18 protein-coding genes and 1 pseudogene are annotated in these 22,598 nt (G+C 34.9%); 2 read left to right on the forward strand and 17 right to left on the reverse strand.

Annotation, left to right across the window (positions count from 1 at the left end; all coding sequences use genetic code 11):
- Window positions 1–330: 330 nt before the first annotated feature.
- From lepB to gpr, 15 genes and pseudogenes are all read right to left on the reverse strand, one after another.
- Window positions 331–864 carry a signal peptidase I gene (gene lepB, locus ABID96_RS15390; RefSeq protein ID WP_192602789.1) on the reverse strand — a complete coding sequence of 178 codons (534 nt, stop codon included), beginning with the start codon at window positions 862–864 and terminating at the stop codon, window positions 331–333.
- 594 nt (window positions 865–1,458) lie between these two features.
- Window positions 1,459–2,742 (reverse strand): uracil/xanthine transporter, encoded by a 1,284-nt coding sequence (locus ABID96_RS15395; protein WP_192602790.1) that lies wholly within the window; start codon window positions 2,740–2,742, stop codon window positions 1,459–1,461.
- 24 nt (window positions 2,743–2,766) lie between these two features.
- On the reverse strand, window positions 2,767–3,612 hold the full coding sequence (locus ABID96_RS15400; protein ID WP_377897073.1) for a DMT family transporter: 846 nt from the start codon (window positions 3,610–3,612) through the stop codon (window positions 2,767–2,769).
- Window positions 3,613–3,650: 38 nt separating this feature from the next.
- A complete protein-coding gene (locus ABID96_RS15405) occupies window positions 3,651–4,553 on the reverse strand; it encodes a peptidoglycan-binding domain-containing protein (protein WP_377896940.1) in 903 nt (300 codons plus the stop codon).
- Between the two features lie 253 nt (window positions 4,554–4,806).
- Window positions 4,807–6,141, reverse strand: coding sequence for a tRNA (N(6)-L-threonylcarbamoyladenosine(37)-C(2))-methylthiotransferase MtaB (gene mtaB, locus ABID96_RS15410; RefSeq protein WP_192602792.1), 1,335 nt, complete (start codon window positions 6,139–6,141; stop codon window positions 4,807–4,809).
- Between the two features lie 4 nt (window positions 6,142–6,145).
- Window positions 6,146–6,898 (reverse strand): 16S rRNA (uracil(1498)-N(3))-methyltransferase, encoded by a 753-nt coding sequence (locus ABID96_RS15415; protein WP_192602793.1) that lies wholly within the window; start codon window positions 6,896–6,898, stop codon window positions 6,146–6,148.
- Between the two features lies 1 nt (window position 6,899).
- Window positions 6,900–7,850 carry a 50S ribosomal protein L11 methyltransferase gene (gene prmA / locus ABID96_RS15420; RefSeq protein WP_087999530.1) on the reverse strand — a complete coding sequence of 317 codons (951 nt, stop codon included), beginning with the start codon at window positions 7,848–7,850 and terminating at the stop codon, window positions 6,900–6,902.
- A gap of 153 nt (window positions 7,851–8,003) precedes the next feature.
- Entirely contained in the window at window positions 8,004–9,134 is a 1,131-nt protein-coding gene (gene dnaJ, locus ABID96_RS15425; protein WP_192602794.1) for a molecular chaperone DnaJ, read from the reverse strand.
- A gap of 378 nt (window positions 9,135–9,512) precedes the next feature.
- Window positions 9,513–11,337, reverse strand: a pseudogene (gene dnaK / locus ABID96_RS15430) (molecular chaperone DnaK).
- A 159-nt stretch (window positions 11,338–11,496) separates the two neighbouring features.
- Window positions 11,497–12,072, reverse strand: coding sequence for a nucleotide exchange factor GrpE (gene grpE, locus ABID96_RS15435; RefSeq protein WP_192602796.1), 576 nt, complete (start codon window positions 12,070–12,072; stop codon window positions 11,497–11,499).
- A 57-nt stretch (window positions 12,073–12,129) separates the two neighbouring features.
- Entirely contained in the window at window positions 12,130–13,158 is a 1,029-nt protein-coding gene (hrcA, locus tag ABID96_RS15440) for a heat-inducible transcriptional repressor HrcA (protein WP_192602797.1), read from the reverse strand.
- 337 nt (window positions 13,159–13,495) lie between these two features.
- Window positions 13,496–14,632 carry a radical SAM family heme chaperone HemW gene (gene hemW / locus ABID96_RS15445; protein WP_192602798.1) on the reverse strand — a complete coding sequence of 379 codons (1,137 nt, stop codon included), beginning with the start codon at window positions 14,630–14,632 and terminating at the stop codon, window positions 13,496–13,498.
- 300 nt (window positions 14,633–14,932) lie between these two features.
- Window positions 14,933–16,753 (reverse strand): translation elongation factor 4, encoded by a 1,821-nt coding sequence (lepA, locus tag ABID96_RS15450; RefSeq protein WP_087998711.1) that lies wholly within the window; start codon window positions 16,751–16,753, stop codon window positions 14,933–14,935.
- 109 nt (window positions 16,754–16,862) lie between these two features.
- On the reverse strand, window positions 16,863–17,213 hold the full coding sequence (locus ABID96_RS15455) for a DUF3679 domain-containing protein (protein ID WP_192602799.1): 351 nt from the start codon (window positions 17,211–17,213) through the stop codon (window positions 16,863–16,865).
- Between the two features lie 21 nt (window positions 17,214–17,234).
- Window positions 17,235–18,335, reverse strand: coding sequence for a GPR endopeptidase (gpr, locus tag ABID96_RS15460; protein WP_192602800.1), 1,101 nt, complete (start codon window positions 18,333–18,335; stop codon window positions 17,235–17,237).
- 218 nt (window positions 18,336–18,553) lie between these two features.
- On the opposite strand from gpr, the gene rpsT reads away from it, so the two are divergent.
- Window positions 18,554–18,820, forward strand: coding sequence for a 30S ribosomal protein S20 (gene rpsT, locus ABID96_RS15465; RefSeq protein WP_087998708.1), 267 nt, complete (start codon window positions 18,554–18,556; stop codon window positions 18,818–18,820).
- 42 nt (window positions 18,821–18,862) lie between these two features.
- Here the strand turns inward: rpsT and holA are convergent, their stop codons facing one another.
- The gene (gene holA / locus ABID96_RS15470) at window positions 18,863–19,867 is read right to left on the reverse strand and encodes a DNA polymerase III subunit delta (RefSeq protein WP_192602801.1); all 1,005 of its coding nucleotides are present in this window, start codon (window positions 19,865–19,867) and stop codon (window positions 18,863–18,865) included.
- A gap of 210 nt (window positions 19,868–20,077) precedes the next feature.
- Here holA and ABID96_RS15475 point away from each other — a divergent pair, with 210 nt between their 5' ends.
- Window positions 20,078–20,212, forward strand: a complete 135-nt coding sequence (locus ABID96_RS15475) for a YqzM family protein (RefSeq protein ID WP_087998706.1) — start codon at window positions 20,078–20,080, stop codon at window positions 20,210–20,212.
- Window positions 20,213–20,253: 41 nt separating this feature from the next.
- Here the strand turns inward: ABID96_RS15475 and ABID96_RS15480 are convergent, their stop codons facing one another.
- On the reverse strand, window positions 20,254–22,593 hold the full coding sequence (locus tag ABID96_RS15480; RefSeq protein WP_192602802.1) for a DNA internalization-related competence protein ComEC/Rec2: 2,340 nt from the start codon (window positions 22,591–22,593) through the stop codon (window positions 20,254–20,256).
- Window positions 22,594–22,598 lie beyond the last annotated feature (5 nt).

Below are 22,598 nucleotides of genomic sequence, written 5' to 3' on the forward strand. Positions count from 1 at the left end.
TATTTTTTTCTTAATTTACCTGCAATATATATTAGTAAAGTAAGAATTACTGAGTTTTGAATACACAATACAATAATTCCAACCATTTCCTCTTCGTTAGTTGTTGCACCAAGTATTCCACCTACAATATTAAACACAGTAAATTATAAAATAATAATTCCTATAAAAGTTGCCAATGCTTTCAAATGGATCCCCCTTAACCCTCACAATTCCACGTAATCATAACGATTTTATTTTGTTAGATTCCTTACTTATTGAGCAAATAGTTAAATAGGAACCGAAATTGGTTCCTATTCTATTCATACGTTATCCATGAAACTTATGTATTTATTATTCTATAAATTTTAATCTCTTAAACGGATAATATATGATTTGAGCTTTTCCTACTATTTCTGAGTTCTCAATGTAATCTAATCCATTTCTACTGTCTTTGCTGTTAAGACGATTATCTCCCATTACAAAATAAGAATTCTTCGGAACTGTCACTCGATTATATTGTAAATACTTCTTATATTCGGCCTTTAAATCTTTATCTAGGTAATCTTCTTTGATTGGAACTCCATTTACATTTAGTATTCCATCTTTTATCTCAACCTTATCTCCAGTAAGACCCACTACACGTTTTACATAGTACTTTGGATCATTTTCTTTTTTGATAATAATGACATCTCCGCGCTCTACATCTGATATGTGTAAAGCTACTTTATTAACAAATAAATGATCTTCATTATGCAAAGTTGGCTGCATTGATGCCCCTTCAACTATAAAGGGAGAAAAAATAAATAGTTTAATAATAAACGCAAACGTAAATGCATAGGCAATTATTTTAATTAATTCCCATGGAATATTTTGTTTTGTTTTCAATTTTTAACCCCTCCTATAAAATACTTAATAACCATATTTTACCATAAAATAAATAACAAAAAGACTGATTCAAAAAATAGTGGCTGTCTCATAATTCTAATCTGACAAAGTAACGCCCTTTACATTATAAAAAAAGAGAATGCGTTTATTTCCACTCCAGGATGCTCGCTTTCCGTGGGGCGTGCGCTGAGCCTCCTCGTCGCATTCGCTCCTGTGGGGTCTCACCTGTCCCGCGTCTCCCACAGGAGTCGAGCACCTTCCGTTCCAATTATTATGTGTTAATGAGTGCTCTAAAAGAACCTATTTTAATATTACTAGCATTTATAAGAAGCTATATTCTTAAATAGAGTAAATCTAATTTTTATATTTTAAGGACAGCCCCTTAGACAATTCTAAGGGTCAACCTGTCAATTACAATGTTGATTTCGGTGTTAATTTATACTTATTCATCGTTAAAAGGTTAATTTCATAATAAAAACAAGAGGACCAAATCATATGCGATTTGGTCCTCTAACTACTTATCTATTTATATATTTGTCCTCATAAACCGAACCCGTTTCAGTCTTTATCTATATTTCAAACCATTCCGGTTCATTATGATAATTGATCCCAATTTACAAATTTCTCTAACATAATAGAAATAATCACACCCATGATTAGCCCATTTGTTAAAAACGGTTGTAAATACATTGGTAAGTCACCGAATATTGTAGGCGATATATTCATTAGACTAACACCTACTAATACGGGTGCTGCAATTCTAAAAATTGAATTGGAAGTAAATACTTGCCCCTTTGTACTATTAAAAGCCGTTCCAAATAATTGAATATAGGCAACAAATAATACAGCATTTCCAACCGTAATTGGCATTGTTGCTAGAAATGTAATAATCGGCGGAATTAAGCCAACTAATGTTAGAAGCATTCCCCCAATTAAAAAAGGTTTTCGCTCGTAAAGCTGCGTACTTTGGAGAAATCCAATTGATGATGTAAAAGGTGTATAAGGTACAAGTCCAAATACCGGCGCAATCATTGAAAACAAACCTGTTAAAAAAAGCGAATAACGATATTGCTTCGGCTTTGCTTCGATTCTAGTCACTTCAGATGCCGCTTGTAATGAAGCAAACGTATTACTTAAATTCATTAATCCTGCAAAGAAAGCAATCGCTATGATTCCAAATTCTAGGTTTGGTTTACCTAATGGGAAAAGTGAAAATGTGGCATTTGCCGAATCCATTTTTGGCGTAGAATCGGAAAATAAAATAGCATAAAATATCCAACCAACAATCATACCGATTAAGATTGAGAAATTGCTAATATTTTTAGATCCTTTTATCTTCAATATGCTAACAAATAAAACAATTCCTAAAGATAGTAAGCTAACTGGTAGATTCATTTTTCCGTCTTCCGTTATCCCAAGCATTCCTTTAAAAAAGACAAAAATAAGTTGAAAGGATAGTAGGAATAAATAGACTGTCATAACCATTGGTGGAAAAATTCTTTGCACGTAAGATACTAGATTCATTGCAGCTAGTAATAACGTTACGATTCCTGCGGCGATAAATCCCGTCGCAATCCCCCCGCCAATTTGGGTATAGCTTAAACCAATCGCAGGTGCAGTTAATCCTAAATTCAACATGACTCCCCATAATAAACCAGAATGACCTTCCATAATTGGATACTTATGTCCCTTCCAACCTTGAATAAAAGATGCGATTCCAGTTATTATTAGTGAGCTTCTCATCGTCATTTCAGTAATACTTGAAGGAAGATGAAATGCAGCTCCGATTGAAATTGGAACTACTACAGTGTTTGCAAAAATAAAAAATAACCATTGAAAAGAAGAAAAAAGCGTTACAGAGTCTTTTAAGCTTTTCATCTTGTCCCCTCCTTGTTTACATTTCTAAGATTTTTGTGAATACAATTGTTCTCCAACTTCTTTTTTCAATTTCATAGAAGTTGAAAGGATGACACCTATTATAATTAGGAGCCCCCCAGATAATTGAGAAATCGTTACATTATTTTTTAAGATGATCAATCCTACAAGTATAGCGATAAATGGCTCAAGATTCAAAAACATGGCAGCCTTTGAAGCACCGACAACTTGAATTTGATGATTCCAGATTAAAGTACAAATACCATGCATCAAAATGGCAGTGACAATTAATAAAATCCAAAGCAAAATATCCAAACTAATCTTTGAAGTGTTTTCTGTTACCAGAAAAGGTACTAAACTACTAAATCCAATTATATTCGAATAGAGTGAAATTGTAATAGAATGATATTTCTCTGTCAATTTCTTAATCATGATGATCGAGATTGCAAAAGTGAGCATCGTGATAAAAATCCAAATCAGTCCGATTGAAAAATTGAGCTCTTTACCATTTGTAATGACTAAAAAGACACCTATAAGAGCAACAATTGATCCAAAATAAAATTGCCTTGTTATGCTTTCTTTTAGAAAGATTGATGCTAAAAGTGATGTCGTAATCGGTGCAAGTGCAAGTATTAATGCGGAGGTTGTTGGGTGTGCTGTTTCTAGCGCTGCATAAAATGACCATTGATTGATACAAGTACCTATTAGTCCTAACAGAAACATCATGAACCAGTCTTTTTTATGAATCTTTTTCCATTTATTCACCATAACGGCATAGATCGTCATAAACAGTACGATAAAAAATAATCTGAATACTGCAAGGAACATCGGTGGGAATGCCTTAACTAAAATGGCTCCAAAAAAGCATCGGATTCGATGCTCTTTTTTTTACTACATTCTAATTGTAAAAATTAATTTCCACCTTTGCTTGGTGGTGCGTTTTCATTTCCACCTTTACCTGGTTGCTCTGATTCGCCTTTACTTGGTTGTTCTGTTTCACCTTTACCTGGTTGCTCTGTTTCACCTTTACCTGGTTGCTCTGTTTCACCTTTACCTGGTTGCTCTGTTTCACCTTTACCTGGTTGCTCTGTTTCACCTTTACCTGGTTGCTCTGTTTCACCTTTACCTGGTTGCTCTGTTTCACCTTTACCTGGTTGCTCTGTTTCACCTTTACCTGGTTGCTCTGTTTCACCTTTACCTGGTTGCTCTGTTTCACCTTTACCTGGTTGCTCTGTTTCACCTTTACCTGGTTGCTCGCCTTGGCCTTCACCTTCACCAGTTCCACCGCCTTGGCCTTCGCCTTCACCAGTTCCACCGCCTTGGCCTTCGCCAGTGCCGCCTCCAGCGCCACCGCCTTCACCTGCTCCGCCTCCAGTGCCGCCGCCTTCACCTGCTCCGCCTCCAGTGCCGCCGCCTTCACCTGCTCCGCTTCCAGCGCCGCTGCCATTTCCTGCTCCGCTTCCAGCATTAAATTTCACAACTGCATAAGCATAAGAAATAGATTCAAAAGTAGCTTTGTCGACTGCGCCAGTTACAGGGAGTCCATGAGTTTTTTGGAAATATCTAACACCTTTAACTGTTAAACTATTATAATGACCAGTAATCTTACCAGAATAACTTCCAATCGATTTTAACATTCCTTGTACTACGAAAACATCAGGTCCTTCTGATCCTCTTCCAAATGCAAAACCTGTAGTAGATAAACCAAGTGCTAGCATTAATGATAATAAAACTGTTTGAATGCTTTTTCTACCAAAACGAATGATAGATTGATTCTTGTCATGAGCAATTTTTGCTCCATCAAATTTCTTCACTTGCTACACCATCCCTCAAAAATTAAGAATTTTTTAAACTACAAATTTTACTATTCCCTTTTCATTTTCAAAAATTCATCGTTCATATATCAAAAAACAATAAAGATTCCTTGAATGAAAGGGTCTTTTTCGAGGTCAATTAAAGTAACAAGTGAGAAATTTAGCATTAATGGATCAAGTGAATTTAAAATCAAAAAATCAAAAAGCCTAGTTCATTTACTGAACTAGGCAATAATGTTTAGCTATATGTTAATTAGTTAACTGCTACATCTTCTAAAACTCGAACAAATTCACCTTTGTTCACTGGGTAACCAGCTTGAGCAATTTTAACTTTTACAATTTTACCAATCATATCTTCAGTTCCTTTAAACACAACTTTAAGATAGTTATCAGTGTATCCGATTAGATAACCTTCATGACCGTCTTCAGTGTATGTTTCTTCTGGAATTACTTCAAGAACATCGCCATCAAACATTGATGCGTATTCTTTTGCTAATTGGTTTGAAAGTTCGATTAAACGATGTACTCGTTCATTTTTGATTTCTTCATCAACTTGATCTTCCATACGCGCTGCAGGCGTACCTGTACGTTTTGAGTATGGAAATACATGAAGTTCAGAGAATTTATTGTCTCTAATAAAATTATAAGTTTCCATAAATTCTTCTTCTGTTTCACCTGGGAACCCAACAATTACGTCAGATGTAATCGAACAATTTGGTAGTACTTCACGCAATTTTTCAATTCTTTCAGCAAACTGTGCCATCGTGTATTTACGACGCATACGTTTTAAGACTGTGTCAGAACCTGATTGTAATGGAACATGTAGATGTCGTACAACAATATTTGAATGACGTAAAACCTCAATTACCTCGTCAGTAATTTGGCTTGCTTCAATTGATGAGATACGAACACGTTTTAAGCCATCAACAGCTTCTAAGTCTTTTAATAACATTGAAAGATTATAGTCTTTCATGTCTTGACCATATCCACCTGTATGAATACCTGTTAATACGATCTCTTTATAACCAGATTCAACTAATTGAGTTGCTTGTCGAACTACCTCTTTAGGATCACGAGAACGCATTAATCCACGCGCCCAAGGTATGATACAAAAAGTACAGAAGTTGTTACAACCTTCTTGAATTTTTAATGATGCTCGTGTACGATCAGTGAAAGCTGGTACATCTAATTCCTCATAAACACGTGCTTTCATAATATTGCCTACACCGTTAATTGGTTGACGTTCAATACGATATTGCTCGATATAATCAAGCATTTTTGTTCGATCCTGTGTTCCGACAACTATGTCAACACCCGGAATCGCCATGATTTCAGCTGGTGATGTTTGCGCGTAGCAACCAGTTACACAAATTACTGCATCTGGATTTTTACGCACGGCACGACGAATAACTTGTCGGCTCTTTTTATCACCTGTATTTGTAACTGTACAAGTATTAATTACATAAACATCAGCTTGGCTTTCATATTCCGTACGGTCATAGCCTGCTGCTTTAAATAGCTGCCAAATTGCTTCTGTTTCATAATGATTAACTTTACAGCCTAATGTATGAAAAGCTACTTGTGGCATTTCTTCACCCCATTAATTCAAAATGATAGGAGGCAGCCGCTAATACATAAAATGGTGCTGTTTCTGTCCGTAGAATTCTAGGTCCTAATCCACAAAGTTTTGCACCTTTAGCTGTTAGCTGGTCAACTTCTTTTTCAGACAATCCACCCTCAGGTCCGAATACAACTAATAATCGTGTCCCTTGTTTTAATGATTGGAATGTTTGAACGAGCTGTGCTGTTTCTCCTGTTTTTGCACTTTCTTCATATGCTACTATACACGCATCAAATTGCGGTATGATATTAAGTAATTGTTGAAAAGCTACTGGTTGTTCGACTGTTGGAACAATATGTCGATACGATTGCTCTGCAGCTTCCTTTGCAATCTTTTGCCATCTCTCAGCCTTTTTACCTGCTTTTTTATCATCTAATTTAACGATTGAACGAGCAGCAGCAAATGGTAAAAATCCAGTGGCACCAAGTTCTGTTCCTTTTTGGATAATCAGTTCTAATTTATCGCCTTTTGGAAGACCACTTGCAATCGTAATTGAAATTGGCAGTTCATTTGTATTCTCAACATATTCTACAACAGTCGCAGTTATTGTTTCACTAGAAATATTTGTAAGGACACACCGAACTGTAGAAGAACCTGGTACTGTACAAATGATTTCTGTTTCTGGCTTCATTCGCATGACATTTGAAATATGATGCGCATCATCACCAATAATTGTGACAATATCATTTTGTAGTTGTGTTGCTTCTATAAAGTATCTTTGCATATTAAATCACTTGTGCTGGTTTTTTTGCGATAATAGCAACCCAGTCCTCCAAATGAATCACTTCTTCAATTTCAAATCCAACTCGCTTCAGTTCATCTTCTATATCTTGTTGCTTCGAACCGATAATACCTGAAGAAATGAATGTTCCTTCTGGTGATAAAACATTATAAACATCTTCTACAAAGCGAAGAATAATTTCTGCAAGTAAGTTTGCTACAACAACTTGGAACGGACCATCGATTCCTTGTAAAAGATTGTTTTGATCAACTTTTACAACATCGTCTACTCTGTTTAAACGAACATTTTCTTTTGCACTATTTACCGCTACATCATCTAAATCATATGCTTCAATATTTGTTGAACCAAGTTTAGCCGCTGCAATACTTAATACACCAGATCCTGTTCCTACATCTATAACACGGTCTGTTACTTTAACAACCTTTTCAAGTGCACGAATACACATAACAGTTGTTGGGTGAGTACCAGTACCAAATGCCATACCTGGATCTAATTCAATAATTAGCTCATCATTTTTTTTCGACTCATATTCCTCCCAAGTAGGAACAATTGTAAAACGATCTGAAATAGAAATCGGGTGATAATACTTTTTCCAAGCAGTTGCCCAGTCTTCTTCATTCACTTCATGGATTGTAAACGTGTTTTTACCTAAATCAATATCAAATGAAATCAGATTATTGATTGCTTCTTTAATTCCGTCGACAGTATCATTTAAAAAACTATTCACAGGAAGGTATGCTTTTACGATTACACCTTCCTCTGGATAATCTTTTGGGTTTAGTTGGTAGATTTCACCGTACACCTGTGCTCGTTCCTTCGTCAAATCAAACACATCCTCAATGACAACACCACTTGCACCTGCTTCGTGTAAGATGTTAGAAATCGGTTCAACCGCATCTTGTGTAGTGTGAATACTTAACTCTGACCATTTCATAAATCTACCAACTCCATTCATACTCTCTTCTTTAGTCGGCAATACCCTCTAACCAATTCCAATGGTTTAGAGGGTGCCATTTATTTTACTCTTCAATTATTAGTGTTACCATTTTCTACCTTACATAACGGCGAACATGTATTAATGAACAACTCAATCGTTAAAATTCATTACAGCACGTTTTAACTTTGTAAAAAATGAGTCATGTTTATCGTCTTTATGGTCTTTACCAATATTATAGAACTCTTCTAGTAGCTCTTTTTGACGACTTGTCAGCTTAGTAGGTGTAATGACTTTCACGATAACGTGTTGATCACCTTGACCATATCCACGAACATCTTTAATCCCTTTACCTTTTAGACGCATTCTAGTACCAGTTTGCGTTCCAGCAGGTATTTTAGTTTTCACTTTACCATGAAGCGTTGGCACTTCAACTTCATCACCTAATGCAGCTTGAGCAAAAGTTAATGGTAATTCACAGTAAATATCATTTCCATCACGCTCAAAGAACTCATGTTCACGAATATGGAATGCAATATATAAATCTCCTGCAGGTCCACCATTTTTACCTGGTTCACCTTGTCCTGATAAACGAATTTGTTGTCCGTCATCGATACCAGCTGGGACCTTCACCATGATTTTTTTACGTGTTTTCACACGTCCTGCTCCATGACATGTATTACATTTATCTTTAATGATTTGTCCAGTTCCTTGACAGTGTGAACATGTTGTACGGTTTACAATACGTCCAAATGGTGTATTTTGTTCAACACTCATTTGGCCTGAACCACTACAATGTTTACATGTTTCTTTTGACGTTCCAGGTTTCGCACCTGATCCACTACAAGTGTTACATGTTTCTTCTGTTGGAATTTCAATTTCTCTTTCCATTCCAAAAGCAGCTTCTTCAAACTGAATTGTCATTGTATATTGTAAATCAGCTCCTGCTCTAGGTGCGTTTGGATCACGGCGACGACCGCCTCCATTTCCACCAAAGAACTGACTGAAAATATCTTCAAATCCGAAACCTCCACCACCAAAGCCGCCTCCGCCGAAGCCTTGGTTTGGATCTGTGTGACCAAACTGATCATAATGAGCACGTTTTTGGTCATCCATTAACGTTTCATATGCCTCTTGTACCTCTTTAAATTTTTCAGGTGCATCAGCATCTTTATTTACATCAGGATGATATGATTTTGCTAACTTACGAAACGATTTTTTTATCTCATCTTTTGAAGCACTCTTACTTACACCAAGCACTTCATAATAATCGCGTTTACTCATAGTGTTTCAATCCGCTCCTTTCACATAAAGAATATTTTAACATATTCTGTGCTTTTCTAAAAGAAAATAAAGAAAACTCGTCAACTGACGAGCCTTTTAGGCGAAGTCAGAGGCGTAGTTGCACTTATACTTTATTCATAAAATTGGCTACTACTTCAAATGCTCATCATTGCTACCAATTTATACTTTCTTAAAGTGAGAAAAGTCAAAGCCAAGACTACCCTGACTTTGACTTTCCCGTTGTATCTATATGTTTTTGAACTAACTTTAGTGACAAGCCTCTATCAATAATTATCCAAGCAAAGTAAACATCTTACTAATTAACCTACTTGTTTTTATACTAAATGCGGCTAAAGTGAGTCACTTTCGCTTAGTTTTTTATTTCTCGTCTTTCACTTCAGTAAACTCAGCGTCTACTACATCGTCTTGTTTTGCTCCACCTTCTGCACCTTGAGCTGCTTGCTGAGCTGCAGCACGCTTGCTCATAAAGTTTCATTGATAAAGCTTGAACGATTTCTGAAAGAGCATCTTTCTTCGTACGGATGTCGTCTAAGTTTCCAGCTTCTAAAGCAGTTTTTAATGCATCTTTTGCTTCGTTTGCTTTTGTAACTTCTGACTCATCAACTTTACCTTCAAGATCTTTTAATGTTTTTTCTACTTGGAACACTAATTGATCAGCTTCGTTTTTAAGGTCTACTTCTTCTTTACGTTTTGCATCAGCTTCAGCGTTTAATTCCGCTTCTTTTACCATGCGTTCTACTTCTTCATCACTTAAGCCTGAAGAAGATTGAATCACGATGTTTTGTTCTTTTTGCGTTCCAAGATCCTTAGCACGAACAGTAACGATACCGTTTTTATCGATGTCGAATGAAACTTCGATTTGTGGAATTCCACGTGGTGCTGGTGGAATATCAGATAATTGGAAACGACCTAATGTTTTATTGTCATTAGCCATTGGACGCTCACCTTGTAGAACGTGAATGTCTACTGCAGGTTGGTTGTCAGCAGCTGTAGAGAATACTTGTGATTTACTTGTAGGAATCGTAGTGTTACGATCGATTAATTTAGTAAACACTCCGCCCATAGTTTCAATACCTAATGAAAGAGGTGTTACGTCTAGTAATACTACGTCTTTCACATCACCAGTTAATACGCCACCTTGAATTGCAGCACCTAATGCTACTACTTCATCAGGGTTAACACCTTTATGTGGCTCTTTTCCTGTTTCTTTTTTAATTGCTTCTTGAACTGCAGGAATACGAGTAGATCCACCAACTAAGATAACTTTATCGATTTGGCTAGCTGTTAGGCCTGAATCTTTCATTGCTTGACGAGTTGGGCCTAATGTTCTTTCTACTAAGTTATGAGAAAGCTCTTCAAATTTCGCACGAGTTAAGTTTAACTCTAAGTGTAATGGGCCAGCTGCACCCATGCTGATAAATGGTAAAGAAATTTGAGTAGATGTGATACCTGATAAGTCTTTTTTCGCTTTTTCAGCTGCATCTTTTAAACGTTGTAAAGCCATTTTGTCTTGGCTTAAGTCAACGCCATTTTCTTTTTTGAATTCAGCTACTAAATAATCAATGATTACTTGGTCAAAGTCATCTCCACCAAGACGGTTATCACCAGCAGTTGCTTTTACTTCAAAAATACCATCACCTAATTCAAGGATTGATACGTCGAATGTACCGCCACCTAAGTCATAAACTAAGATTGTTTGGTCTTCATCCATTTTATCTAAACCGTAAGCTAATGCAGCAGCAGTTGGCTCGTTAATAATACGTTCTACTTCTAATCCAGCAATTCTACCAGCATCTTTAGTTGCTTGACGCTCAGCATCGTTGAAATAAGCTGGAACTGTAATAACAGCTTTTGTTACAGGCTCTCCTAAGTATGCTTCAGCAGATGCCTTTAAGTTTTGAAGAATGATTGCAGAGATTTCTTGTGGAGAATAATCTTTGCCTTCAATATTTTCTTTATGAGTTGTACCCATATGACGTTTAATTGACATAATCGTGTTAGGGTTTGTAATCGCTTGACGCTTTGCTACTTCCCCAACTTGACGCTCTTCATTTTTAAACGCAACAACTGACGGAGTTGTACGTCCACCTTCTGGATTTGGAATTACTTTAGGCTCTCCGCCTTCTAATACTGCTACACAAGAGTTTGTTGTACCTAAGTCAATACCGATAATTTTACTCATTGCATGTTCCTCCTAAAATCTAGAAAAATATTTTATAATTATTTATTATCATTTGATTATGTTGAATGGCATTGGGTGTAATCTAGTAGTTCCAATCAGAGACTAGCAAAGTATACTTTACCATTTAAAGGGGCTACTAATCAGTGCACTAATGCTGTTCTATTCGTTAACTTTAACCATTGAAGGACGAATCACTCTATCTTTCAACTTGTAGCCCTTTTGGAATTCTTGTAGGACTTCATTTGATGGTTTTGAAGAATCACTTTCTTGCATTACTGCTTGGTGGAAGTTTGGATCAAACTGTTCTCCAAGTGCAGGAATTTCTTCAATCCCTTCCTTCTTAACAGCTTCAACTAATTGACGATAAACCATTTCCATCCCTTGTTTTAAAGATGCAGTTTGCTCATCAGTTGTTTCAATCTGTAATGCTCTTTCGAAATTATCTAGTACAGGTAAAAGGTCCGTTACTAGACTTTGTGCACGATAAGTCATTAACGATTGTTGTTCCATTAATGCACGACGTTTGTAATTTTCAAAGTCAGCATGTAGACGTAAGTATTTGTTTTCTTTCTCGTCAATCTCAGCACGTAGCTTTTGAAGCTCGTCTTCGCTTGAATTCACTTCTTGAGTTTGTTCTTCTGTAAAGATTGAAGGTTCTTCAACAGTAGTTTCTTCATTCACTACCTCATCAGTAATTGTTTCTTCTTTTACAAGATCTTCTTGACGTTCTGTCATGTCACCTTCACCTCCTATTTTTTTATATGTAATCCATTGTTTCTATTCACAATGGATTTATTCAACATCCTTAGATGAAAATAATAAGTTTAATTGTCCTGTTATTAAATGCATTAGTGAAATCACACGAGAATATTCCATTCGAGTAGGTCCTAGCACAGCAAATGTACCTATTTGATTATCACCTAAAGAATAAGTCGCACTGATAATACTAACGTTTTCTAAACCAGACTTTTCGTTTTCTTTACCAATTTTGATACTTAAACCTAACTGTTCAATTGGAAGAATACTCTTTAATTCATCCTTTTTTTCAATCATGTTTAACAACACTCTCATCGTTTCTACATCATGAAATTCCGGCTGAGCTAAAATATTCGTTTTTCCACTCAAAAAAAGTTTTTGTTCAATTGGTACATCAATTGTATTCGAAACCATCTTTAGCACGCTCTCATAATTAGATACATGTGAGCGTAAGATCATCGCAACTTCTTTATAGAGTTTGTCATTTAATTGATGAATTGGTACATTTATTAAACGCTCATTTAATATATTTACCATTTTTTCAATATCACTCATTGACACGCCTGGTGGAATCGTAACAGTACGATTTTTTACAATACCAGTATCTGTCACAATAATCGATACTGCCTGATTTGTTCCGATTGGAATTAACTGAATACTTTTTAACCTGTTTTCAGAAACCTTTGGCCCAAGTGCAATAGTCGTATAATTTGTTAAATCAGATAATATGTCAGCAGAGTTTTTCACAAGCTTTTCAATTTCAAAAATGCGCTCAGCAAAAACACTTTTTACAGAACGAGCATCATCTTCATTAACAAGCTGTGGTGATAAAAGATGGTCAACATAAAAACGATACCCTTTTTCAGAAGGGATTCGACCTGCAGAACTATGTGGTTTTTCAATATACCCAAGATCCTCTAAATCCGCCATTTCATTTCTGATCGTTGCCGAGCTAAATGAAATACCTTCTTTTTTAGAAAGACTCCTTGAACCAACAGGCTGTGCCATTCGAATAAAGTCATCGACAATAATTTGAAGAATCAACAATTGTCTTTCAGTCAACATGTTTATCACCTCTATTAGCACTCTTATCAAGTGAGTGCTAAATATATTATTAACTTAACAAATCCTTTTTATAATGTCAATTAAAAAAGGGCGTTTTCGTATACATTGTTGCTTTAAGAATGCGTTAGTTGATTACAACTCCAGGATGCTCCCTTTTTAGTGGGGCGTGAGCTGAGCCTCCTCGGTGCCCTCCGGGGTCTCAGACTTCCCGCATCTCCCACAGGAGTCTCGCTCCTTCCGTTGTAATCAACTTTTGTCTTTGTTGTTTTAAAGCCAAAAAGGAACAATCTTTAAAAAAATGCCACTAAAAAAATAATCACATTGGTGGAAATCTTTCTTATAATAGAAACTCTTGAAATACCTCATTGCCTAATAATTTGCCTTTATGCGTTAATCGTAAGTAATCATCTTTATATTCAACTAGTCCATCTTTGCTTAACTTTTCAATTACATTTGGAAAGATTTCATTAAAGGTCGCTCCATATTTCGCAGAAAATTCTACTTCGGAAACACCTTTCATTTTTCTAAGCCCTAGAAACATTTCTTCTTCCATTTTTTCTTGTTTAGTCACGGTATGCTCGTGGATGACTGGAACACCGTTTTCGTCGATTAGTTGGAAATATTTCTTCAATGGTCCCGCGTTGGAATAACGTACTCCGTTGACATAACCATGTGCACCTGCACCAAATCCAAAATACTCATCATTATTCCAGTAAACAAGATTATGCTTACTCTCTAATCCATTTTTCTCAAAATTACTTATTTCATATTGATGAAATCCCTTTTCGTTTAAATACTTCATTAAGAAATCATACATAGCTGCTTCATCTTCTTCTGGGGCAGGCTTTAGTTTCCCCCTATTCATTTCTATGTAAAAAACCGTTTTTGGTTCAATAATTAATGAGTAAGCGGAAATATGTTGAATCGGTAGCTCCATTGCTTTGTCTAATGAGTCAACAAATTGTTCCATCGTTTGGCCAGGTAGTGCATACATCAAATCAAGATTAATATTATCAATACCAACTTCTTTAGCTGTCTGGATTGCTTCTTCTATTTCATTTGGGGAATGAGTTCGTCCTATTTTCTTCAGTAACCCCTCATCAAATGTTTGCGCTCCAAAACTTATACGATTCACTCCACCGTCTTTTAAGATTTGAAGCTTTTCTTTTGAAATTTCATTCGGATTACTTTCAAATGTCATTTCAACCCCAGTTTGACCTTTAATGATATGACGATTAATCATATCTATTAATTTTTGAGTTTGTTCTAGGTCTAATGCAGTTGGCGTACCCCCACCTACAAAAACTGTTTTTAAATTTGTAATCGGCGTTCTCTTTATACTTTCTACTATTTCTTTTTCTAGATAATCTAAATACTGATCAACTGGCTGTCGATCCATCATGAATTTATTAAAGTCACAGTAATAACAAATTTGCTGGCAAAACGGTATATGAATATAAACGGAAGATACCATTTGTTTCTCCTCTTTTCTATGTAGCGAAAAGCCCCTGATCAAATACCTTCTAGGTTTCGAGTCAGGGACTTTTGTGATTTAATTCCTTTTGAATTGTATATCTTCATACTATTTTTGTCTATTAAAAAGAAGGCTGAACCTTAACTAAATGACCTATAAGAAGGAATGAAATATACCTATATTTTAGCCAAAATTTTATAAATATATATACTCACTAAATATAAAATCTTGTTCGTCGCTTCAATAAAATAAACCTGCACCCTAGAATTAGGGGCAGGTTCAATTATTTACAATCTAATTTTAGTCGTCCATACGTAAAACAGCCATGAATGCTTCTTGAGGTACTTCAACAGAACCTACAGCTTTCATACGTTTTTTACCTTCTTTTTGCTTATCTAATAGCTTACGTTTACGAGAGATGTCCCCACCGTAACATTTTGCTAATACGTTTTTACCCATTGATTTAATTGTTGAACGAGCAACGATTTTTTGTCCAATTGCTGCTTGAACTGGTACTTCGAATTGTTGTCTTGGAATCAGTTCCTTCAGCTTTTCAACAATAATTTTACCACGGTCATATGCAGAATCTCTATGAACGATGAATGATAATGCATCCACTTGCTCTCCATTTAATAAAATATCCATCTTCACAAGTTTAGACGCTTTATATCCAATTAATTCATAGTCAAATGACGCATATCCTTTTGTACTTGATTTTAATTGGTCAAAGAAATCATAAACAATTTCTGAAAGAGGAATTTCATACGTTATTGAAACACGATTTGCATCTAAATACTGCATATCGATAAAGTTACCACGTTTCTTTTGGCAAAGCTCCATGATTGCTCCAACATAATCGTTTGGAACCATGATTTTAGCTTTTACGTAAGGTTCTTCAACACGTTCAATCGATTGAGGATCTGGCATGTGTGCTGGGTTATCAACTGTAATTACATCCCCTTTTGTTGTGTACACGTTATAAATAACGCTTGGCGCTGTTGTAATTAAGTCGATTTTAAATTCACGTTCAATACGCTCTTGGATGATTTCCATGTGTAATAAGCCCAAGAATCCACAACGGAAACCAAAACCTAAAGCTTGAGATGTTTCTGCTTCAAATTGAAGAGCTGCGTCATTTAATTGTAATTTTTCTAAAGCATCACGCAAGTCATTGTATTTAGAAGTATCAATTGGATATAATCCACAGAATACCATCGGATTCATTTTACGATAACCTGCAAGAGGCTCTGTTGCTGGGTTATTTGCTAGCGTAATCGTATCACCTACACGAGTATCACCAACGTTTTTAATTGATGCAGTAAGGAACCCTACGTCACCAACTGTTAATTCTTCTCTTTGAGTTGTACGTGGTGTGAATACACCAGCTTCAACAACTTCAAACTCTTTTCCAGTTGCCATCATCTTAATTTTTTGACCAACCTTAACAGTTCCTTCTATGATACGGATATAAGCTACAACTCCACGGTAAGGATCGAATAATGAATCAAAAATTAGTGCTTTTAATGGCGCATCTGGGTCACCAGTAGGTGCTGGTACTTTTGCAACAACTTGCTCAAGAATTTCTTCGATTCCGATTCCAGCTTTTGCAGAAGCTAATACTGCTTCTGAAGCATCTAACCCAATTACTTCTTCAACTTCTTGACGTACTCGTTCAGGGTCAGCACTAGGCAAGTCAATTTTATTTATAACCGGTAAGATTTCTAAATCATTATCTAATGCTAAATATACGTTTGCCAATGTTTGAGCTTCGATACCTTGAGCAGCATCTACAACTAGAATTGCTCCTTCACAAGCTGCTAAGCTTCGTGAAACTTCGTACGTAAAGTCGACATGCCCTGGCGTATCAATTAAGTGAAGAATATATTCTTCACCGTTTTTCGCTTTATATTGTAATTGCACAGCATTTAATTTAATGGTAATCCCACGTTCACGTTCTAAATCCATTGAGTCTAACAGCTGTGATTTCATCTCACGCTGAGTTAATGCATTTGTCTTCTCAAGAATCCTGTCTGCTAAAGTAGATTTTCCATGGTCAATGTGTGCGATGATTGAAAAGTTTCTAATTCTCTTTTGTCTTTCTGATCTTGACTCTTTATTCATTTCATCACTCCTAAATTTCTCGACAGCATAGATAGTTTTGATTATATCAAAAAACGAGGCCATTATTCAATCTCTATTAGCAGTATATGTCGAATGAAGTATAGAAGGACTATCTTAACTCATCAATTAAAGAAGGAATTTTTTCAAAAATCTTCATTCCTTTTTCCGTAATATATGAAACAAAATTAGAAATCCCTTTTCCAACTACCGTAAAATAATTAAACGCGCCTAGTCTTTCTAGATGCTCTTCTCTTACAGCTAACCCTTTGTCAGTATAATCCTTGCCAAATACAACTGCTCCAGCCTTACCATCCTGTTTAGATAACGTTACGACATCTTCTACATGATAATAATCAGTAGACGTAACTTTACCTATTCCATTTTTGGCAACCTGCATACAAGATAAAATGATGATTGTTGACAAAGTGATTAATGTAAAATACCGAAACAAATATTTCACAGGTTTCTCCTCACTTTAAAATTAATGTGTATATGAACCAATATTATCTTGGTTTATTTTAGAATGTAATGCAGCATTCATTCCGCCAGCAATGATATTTGCCATATCTTCAATGAAAGTATCAACTTCTTTTGGTGTAACCATTAAATTATGACCAAGTGGTGATAAAACTTCATGTATTAATTTACGCTTTTCTTCATCCTCTAGCGTTCCGACTATCCCCATAAACGCCATACGCTCTTTTTCACCAGGAAGATCTTCCTCAGTGTATTTTTTCTTTTCACCAAACGTCAAACCAGCAGGAATTAATGCTCTAGCAGGCTTGTCTCCCTCTTTCATTTCACGTCCGAAGTGTTTCAATATAAAGTCAATCGTGTCACTTGTGATGGCTACAGCATCAACAACTGTTGGTACACCTATTGCTATTACAGGAATCCCAAGAGTATCTTTACTTAATTCTTTACGTTTATTTCCAATTCCTGAACCCGGATGAATACCATTGTCAGTTATTTGAATGGTTGTATTTACTCTTTCAATCGATCTTGCTGCAAGTGCATCTATTGCAATGACAAAATCCGGTTTTACTTTATCAATTACACCGGCAATAATATCACTCGTTTCAATACCAGTTATTCCCATCACACCAGGTGATAGTGCACATACAGGTCTATAACCTTCCTGTACACTTTCTGGTTGTAGTTCAAAAAGATGTTTTGTGACAACTAAGTTTTCTACTACCATAGGCCCTAAAGCATCTGGTGTTACATTCCAGTTCCCTAAACCGACTACTAAACATGTCTGATCTTCAGTAATTCCTAAATTTTTTAAAAAAGCAGCAAATTCATTAGCAAAAACTTTTTCAACCTTCTCTTGAAGATCAGTATCTTGTTCTCGAATTCCTTGGACCTGTAACGTTAAATAATTACCTGCTTTTTTTCCAATTCTTTCAGTTGCGGATTCATTTATATGTACATGCGAGATACTGACACCGTCCACTTCTCGTTCTTTCAGAATGACACCAGTAATTTCTTCCTTTGTTTGCTCACGTTCTTCTAGCATTTCTTTTGCTTCTACTGCTAAATCCGTTCGAACGCTATATTGACTTAAATCTAACTCACTCATGTCTTTAGCCTCCATTATTACATCTAATTTAACTAGTCTCTTCTTAGTTAGTTTAGCTAGATGTTACCAATTCTAAACGAATTGTTTATTTTTCTTTTGAAAAGGCGAAAATAGCTTTATGAATTCTATTGCAAAATGGTACTTGTTTTGATAAAATAAGTTTTGTTCTATTTGTAATCGAGGGCAAATTTCTCGACTGCATTCGGGAGGTGAAAGGTATGCCAAATATTAAATCAGCGATTAAGCGTGTAAAAACAGCTGAGGCTCATCGTGCTCACAACGCATCTCTAAAATCAGAAATGCGTACTGCAGTGAAGACTGTTGAAGCTTTAGTTACTAATAACGAAACTGAAAAAGCGAAAGAAGCTTTCTTATCTGCTTCTAAAAAATTAGACAAAGCTGTTAACAGCAATCTAATCCATAAAAACGCTGCTTCACGTCAAAAATCTCGTTTAGCTAAAAAAGTTAACGCTATGAACGCGTAATGAATTAAATGGTGTCTCATATGAGACACCATTTTTTCGTTTTTATTTATTCATTTGTAAAATTAGCATTTCTAATATCAGAACTTTATCCCCTTGTCCTGTTTTCATATTATAGTCTGCTTTTGCAATTAATTTAATTGCTTCTTTTAATTCATTTACTTGAAATAAATTTGATTGTTTTTGACCATAAAAAACCCTTCCTGGTGATACGCCAACAGAAGAGGCAATTTGATTATTAGAATATCCATTACCTGATAATTGTTTAATTTCATAAAGTAATCTAATTTGACTCGCCAATAATGCAACAACTTTAATTGGTTCTTCACCAACATACAAAAGCTCTTGTAAAATTTTTAGTGCTTCTGTTGTTTGTCTTGCTGCTATTTTTTCAATTAACGAAAAGATATTTTGTTCTATTGTTTTAGCAACCATTAATTCAACTAGTTCAGCATTTACTTCGCCTTCGTCACCGATAAATAATTGTAGCTTTTCACATTCTAATTTTAAAATAGATAAATTATTACCCACTAAAAGTTTTAACGATTCAACACCGTCATTCGTGATTATAATGTTTCCAGTGAATTGGTCTTTAATCCAGCTATCTAAATTATTCACTTCTACAGGATGACATTCTACTAGTTCTACCTGCTTTTTTAATGCTTTCGTTACTTTTTTTCTTTCATCTAATTTTTCATATGGTGCGACAAATACCACCGTAGTAAATGGTGATGGATTTTCTATATAATCAAAAAGAGGCTCAACATCTTGTACATTTTTTTCTTTTTGAGCAGTTAAAAACGTACATGACTTGATTATTATTACTTTATGTCCTCCAAAAAAAGATGGAGTTTGAGCATCTTCAAGTGCGTCTCCTAAAAAAGCTTCCTTTAAATCATATGTCTGAAAGTTGAAGTCATCAATTTCTCCTTGTAAAGCTGCTTTCACGATTGTGTTTTCAGCTTCTTGAAGCAAAAAATCTTCAGTACCTACCAACAAATAAATCGGCGATACACTTTTTTTCAATTTTTTATGTAAATCAGTAATCATGTTTTGCTCTCCTACACTAATTTTCTTAGTATAGTATAACATGTCCTACATTAGAAGGAAGAGATTAGTAAATACTAATCTCTAATTTATATTAACGTTTTAAATAAAGACCCGGTCTCTTCATTTAAAACGGTATAACTAAAACAAACATACTATGGATTTTTTAGTTATATTGATTTATACTAAAATTGTGAATTAGGAGGGGTTATTGTGAATACATTTGAAAAAAACGTACAAAGCAAACGTAATGATGCAGTTGATTCAGGCGTTGGTTTTGCTGTTTCATTTGGTTTCTTCGCTACTCTATTTATCATTGCAACAATCGTAGAATTCGTTGCTCGATAATACATAGAAACAAATGATGGGACTGCTTTTAGCAGTCTTTTTTATTTTTCTTTTGGGTTTTTGTCTCTTGATTTACGGTATGCCTTAAACGTTGAAAAGGTACCTTGTCCTTTTTTAAATTCATAAAATATTGCTCCATCACGGTCTGTTCGCAAAATAATGATATGTTCCTTTTCCAAACGATCAATCACTTCTTTTTTAGGATGACCATAACGATTGTTCGCACCAACCGAGATAATTGCAAACTTAGGTGCGACGGCTCTAACAAATGCATCCGAAGTCGATGTATCACTCCCGTGGTGTCCCACTTTCAATACATCTGATCTTACATTTTCATATTTAGAAATGATATTTTTTTCTCCACTTTCGTCTACATCACCAGTAAACATCCATACTATATCTCCAATTTTTGCCTTCATCACAATTGAACCATGATTTTCTTCCCCAACATATCCTTTGATTGGTGAAAGCACTTGAAAATTAAAATCCTCTACTTTCCAACTAAAACCTTCACTTACTTTTTGTATGTTTGTACCTTTTTTAATCGCTAAATCAATTCTTTCTTGTTCAACTTTCCCAAAATTCAATTTGTCACCAATTACCAGGTTCTCAACTGGAAATAATTGCAAAACTTCATATGCACCACCTATATGATCATAGTCACCATGTGTAAAAATTAATTTATCTATATTACTAACACCTTCTCCCTTTAAAATCGGTAGTAAAATATCGGTTCCAGTGGAAAACACTTTTTTCCGTTTCATCCATTTTTCTTGATTAAATTGCACAACTCCACCTGTATCAATAATGTAATTCCCTTTATTATAAGGAAGTTTTATTAAAGTACAGTCTCCTTGACCGACATCAATAAACACAATTTTCCCTACTGGATTTACATTAGGGAAAAAATAATGGCTGCAAATAAGAATGAAAAAACCATACAAGCTAATCTTAAATTTTATTTGATCATTCTTCTCTTCCATAAAATAAAAAATTGCAAATATGATAATGAAATATAATAAAACAATTGTCTTCGACGGATGGATAAAAACTAACTTTACGAATGGTAATTGCATACAAAGATCAAGAAATATATTTGAGCACTCAATTAAAAATGTTAATAAACCTTCCAAAATCCAACTTAAACCAGGTAAGATGCAGCTCACAATAAAACAGAGTATACATAACGGTAGAATGATAAATGTAATAAATGGAATGTAAATAAGATTAATGAAAATACTGTAAGGAGAAAATTCGTGAAAATTCACTAAGAGGATTGGCAATGAGGATAATTGTGTTGTACTTGAGGTAAACAACGCTTTTGCATACCATGATTGATAACTTAAAATACGTTTCGTTGTTAATAGTATGATAAAACTAGTAACAAATGAAAACTGAAATCCAATGTCATAAATATAACTCGGATTTACAGTAAGCATGAGAATGCACGAAAGAATGAGTGGTGTCATTAAATCTAACTTTATTTTTAATAATCTAATGATACAAACTATTACGCCAATAATAACAGCTCTAATAACGGAAGCTGAGGCACCAGCTAAAAATCCATAAGAAATGATGGTCAATATTGTAACTATCAGGCTGCTTTCTTTTGTAATTCCAAATCTAATGAGTATAAAATATGTTACTAAACTTAATAAACTAATATGAGAACCACTAATTGCAAGTAAATGTACGATTCCTACTATTTGATATTGTGATTCTACATGCGGACTCATCTTTGTGCGGTCTCCAAAAAGAAGAGCATTGATAACCCCTTCAATATTTTCATTAAATTTACTTTCAACATATCTTGTTACATGCTGTCTTCCACTAATTAACTTCTGAATAAATGACATTTTACCTTGTACACAATCATTTAAACTTTTTGGTTCAATTGTTTGGATCCATTGAATATCTTGATTCATTAAATACTCTTGGTAATTAAATAAATATGGGTTTGTGTTGGCCACTGGTTGAGAAGCTTCACCTTTTAGTCTACAAAAATCGTCTATGGTCCTTCTTTGAAAAATTGATAAGTCACTTTGTTTATTCGCATACGCTACGACCATTACTTTTTGTTCTTTCAGTTTAAACGTAAATGAAATTTTATTCCCATCAATGATCGGAGTTGTATGAATTTCACCTTGAATTAGATGAGCCGGCTTTGGTTTCGGTGCATTTATTACTTGATTTTGATATAGACAAACTAAAGATGTAACTAGGACTGATACTAAACAATAGGTAATATGGATCCATTTTTTATTTATTAAAAGAATCGAAAAAGGAATCATTAAAAATAATAAAACAAGCAAATGATATTCTTTAAAAAAGACGATTGTTATTAGTTGTACAATACAAACGTACGCTAAATAAATACTCATAAGAA

The organism is Gottfriedia sp. OAE603, assembly GCF_040543965.1.
Lineage (GTDB): Bacteria > Bacillota > Bacilli > Bacillales > Bacillaceae_G > Gottfriedia > Gottfriedia solisilvae.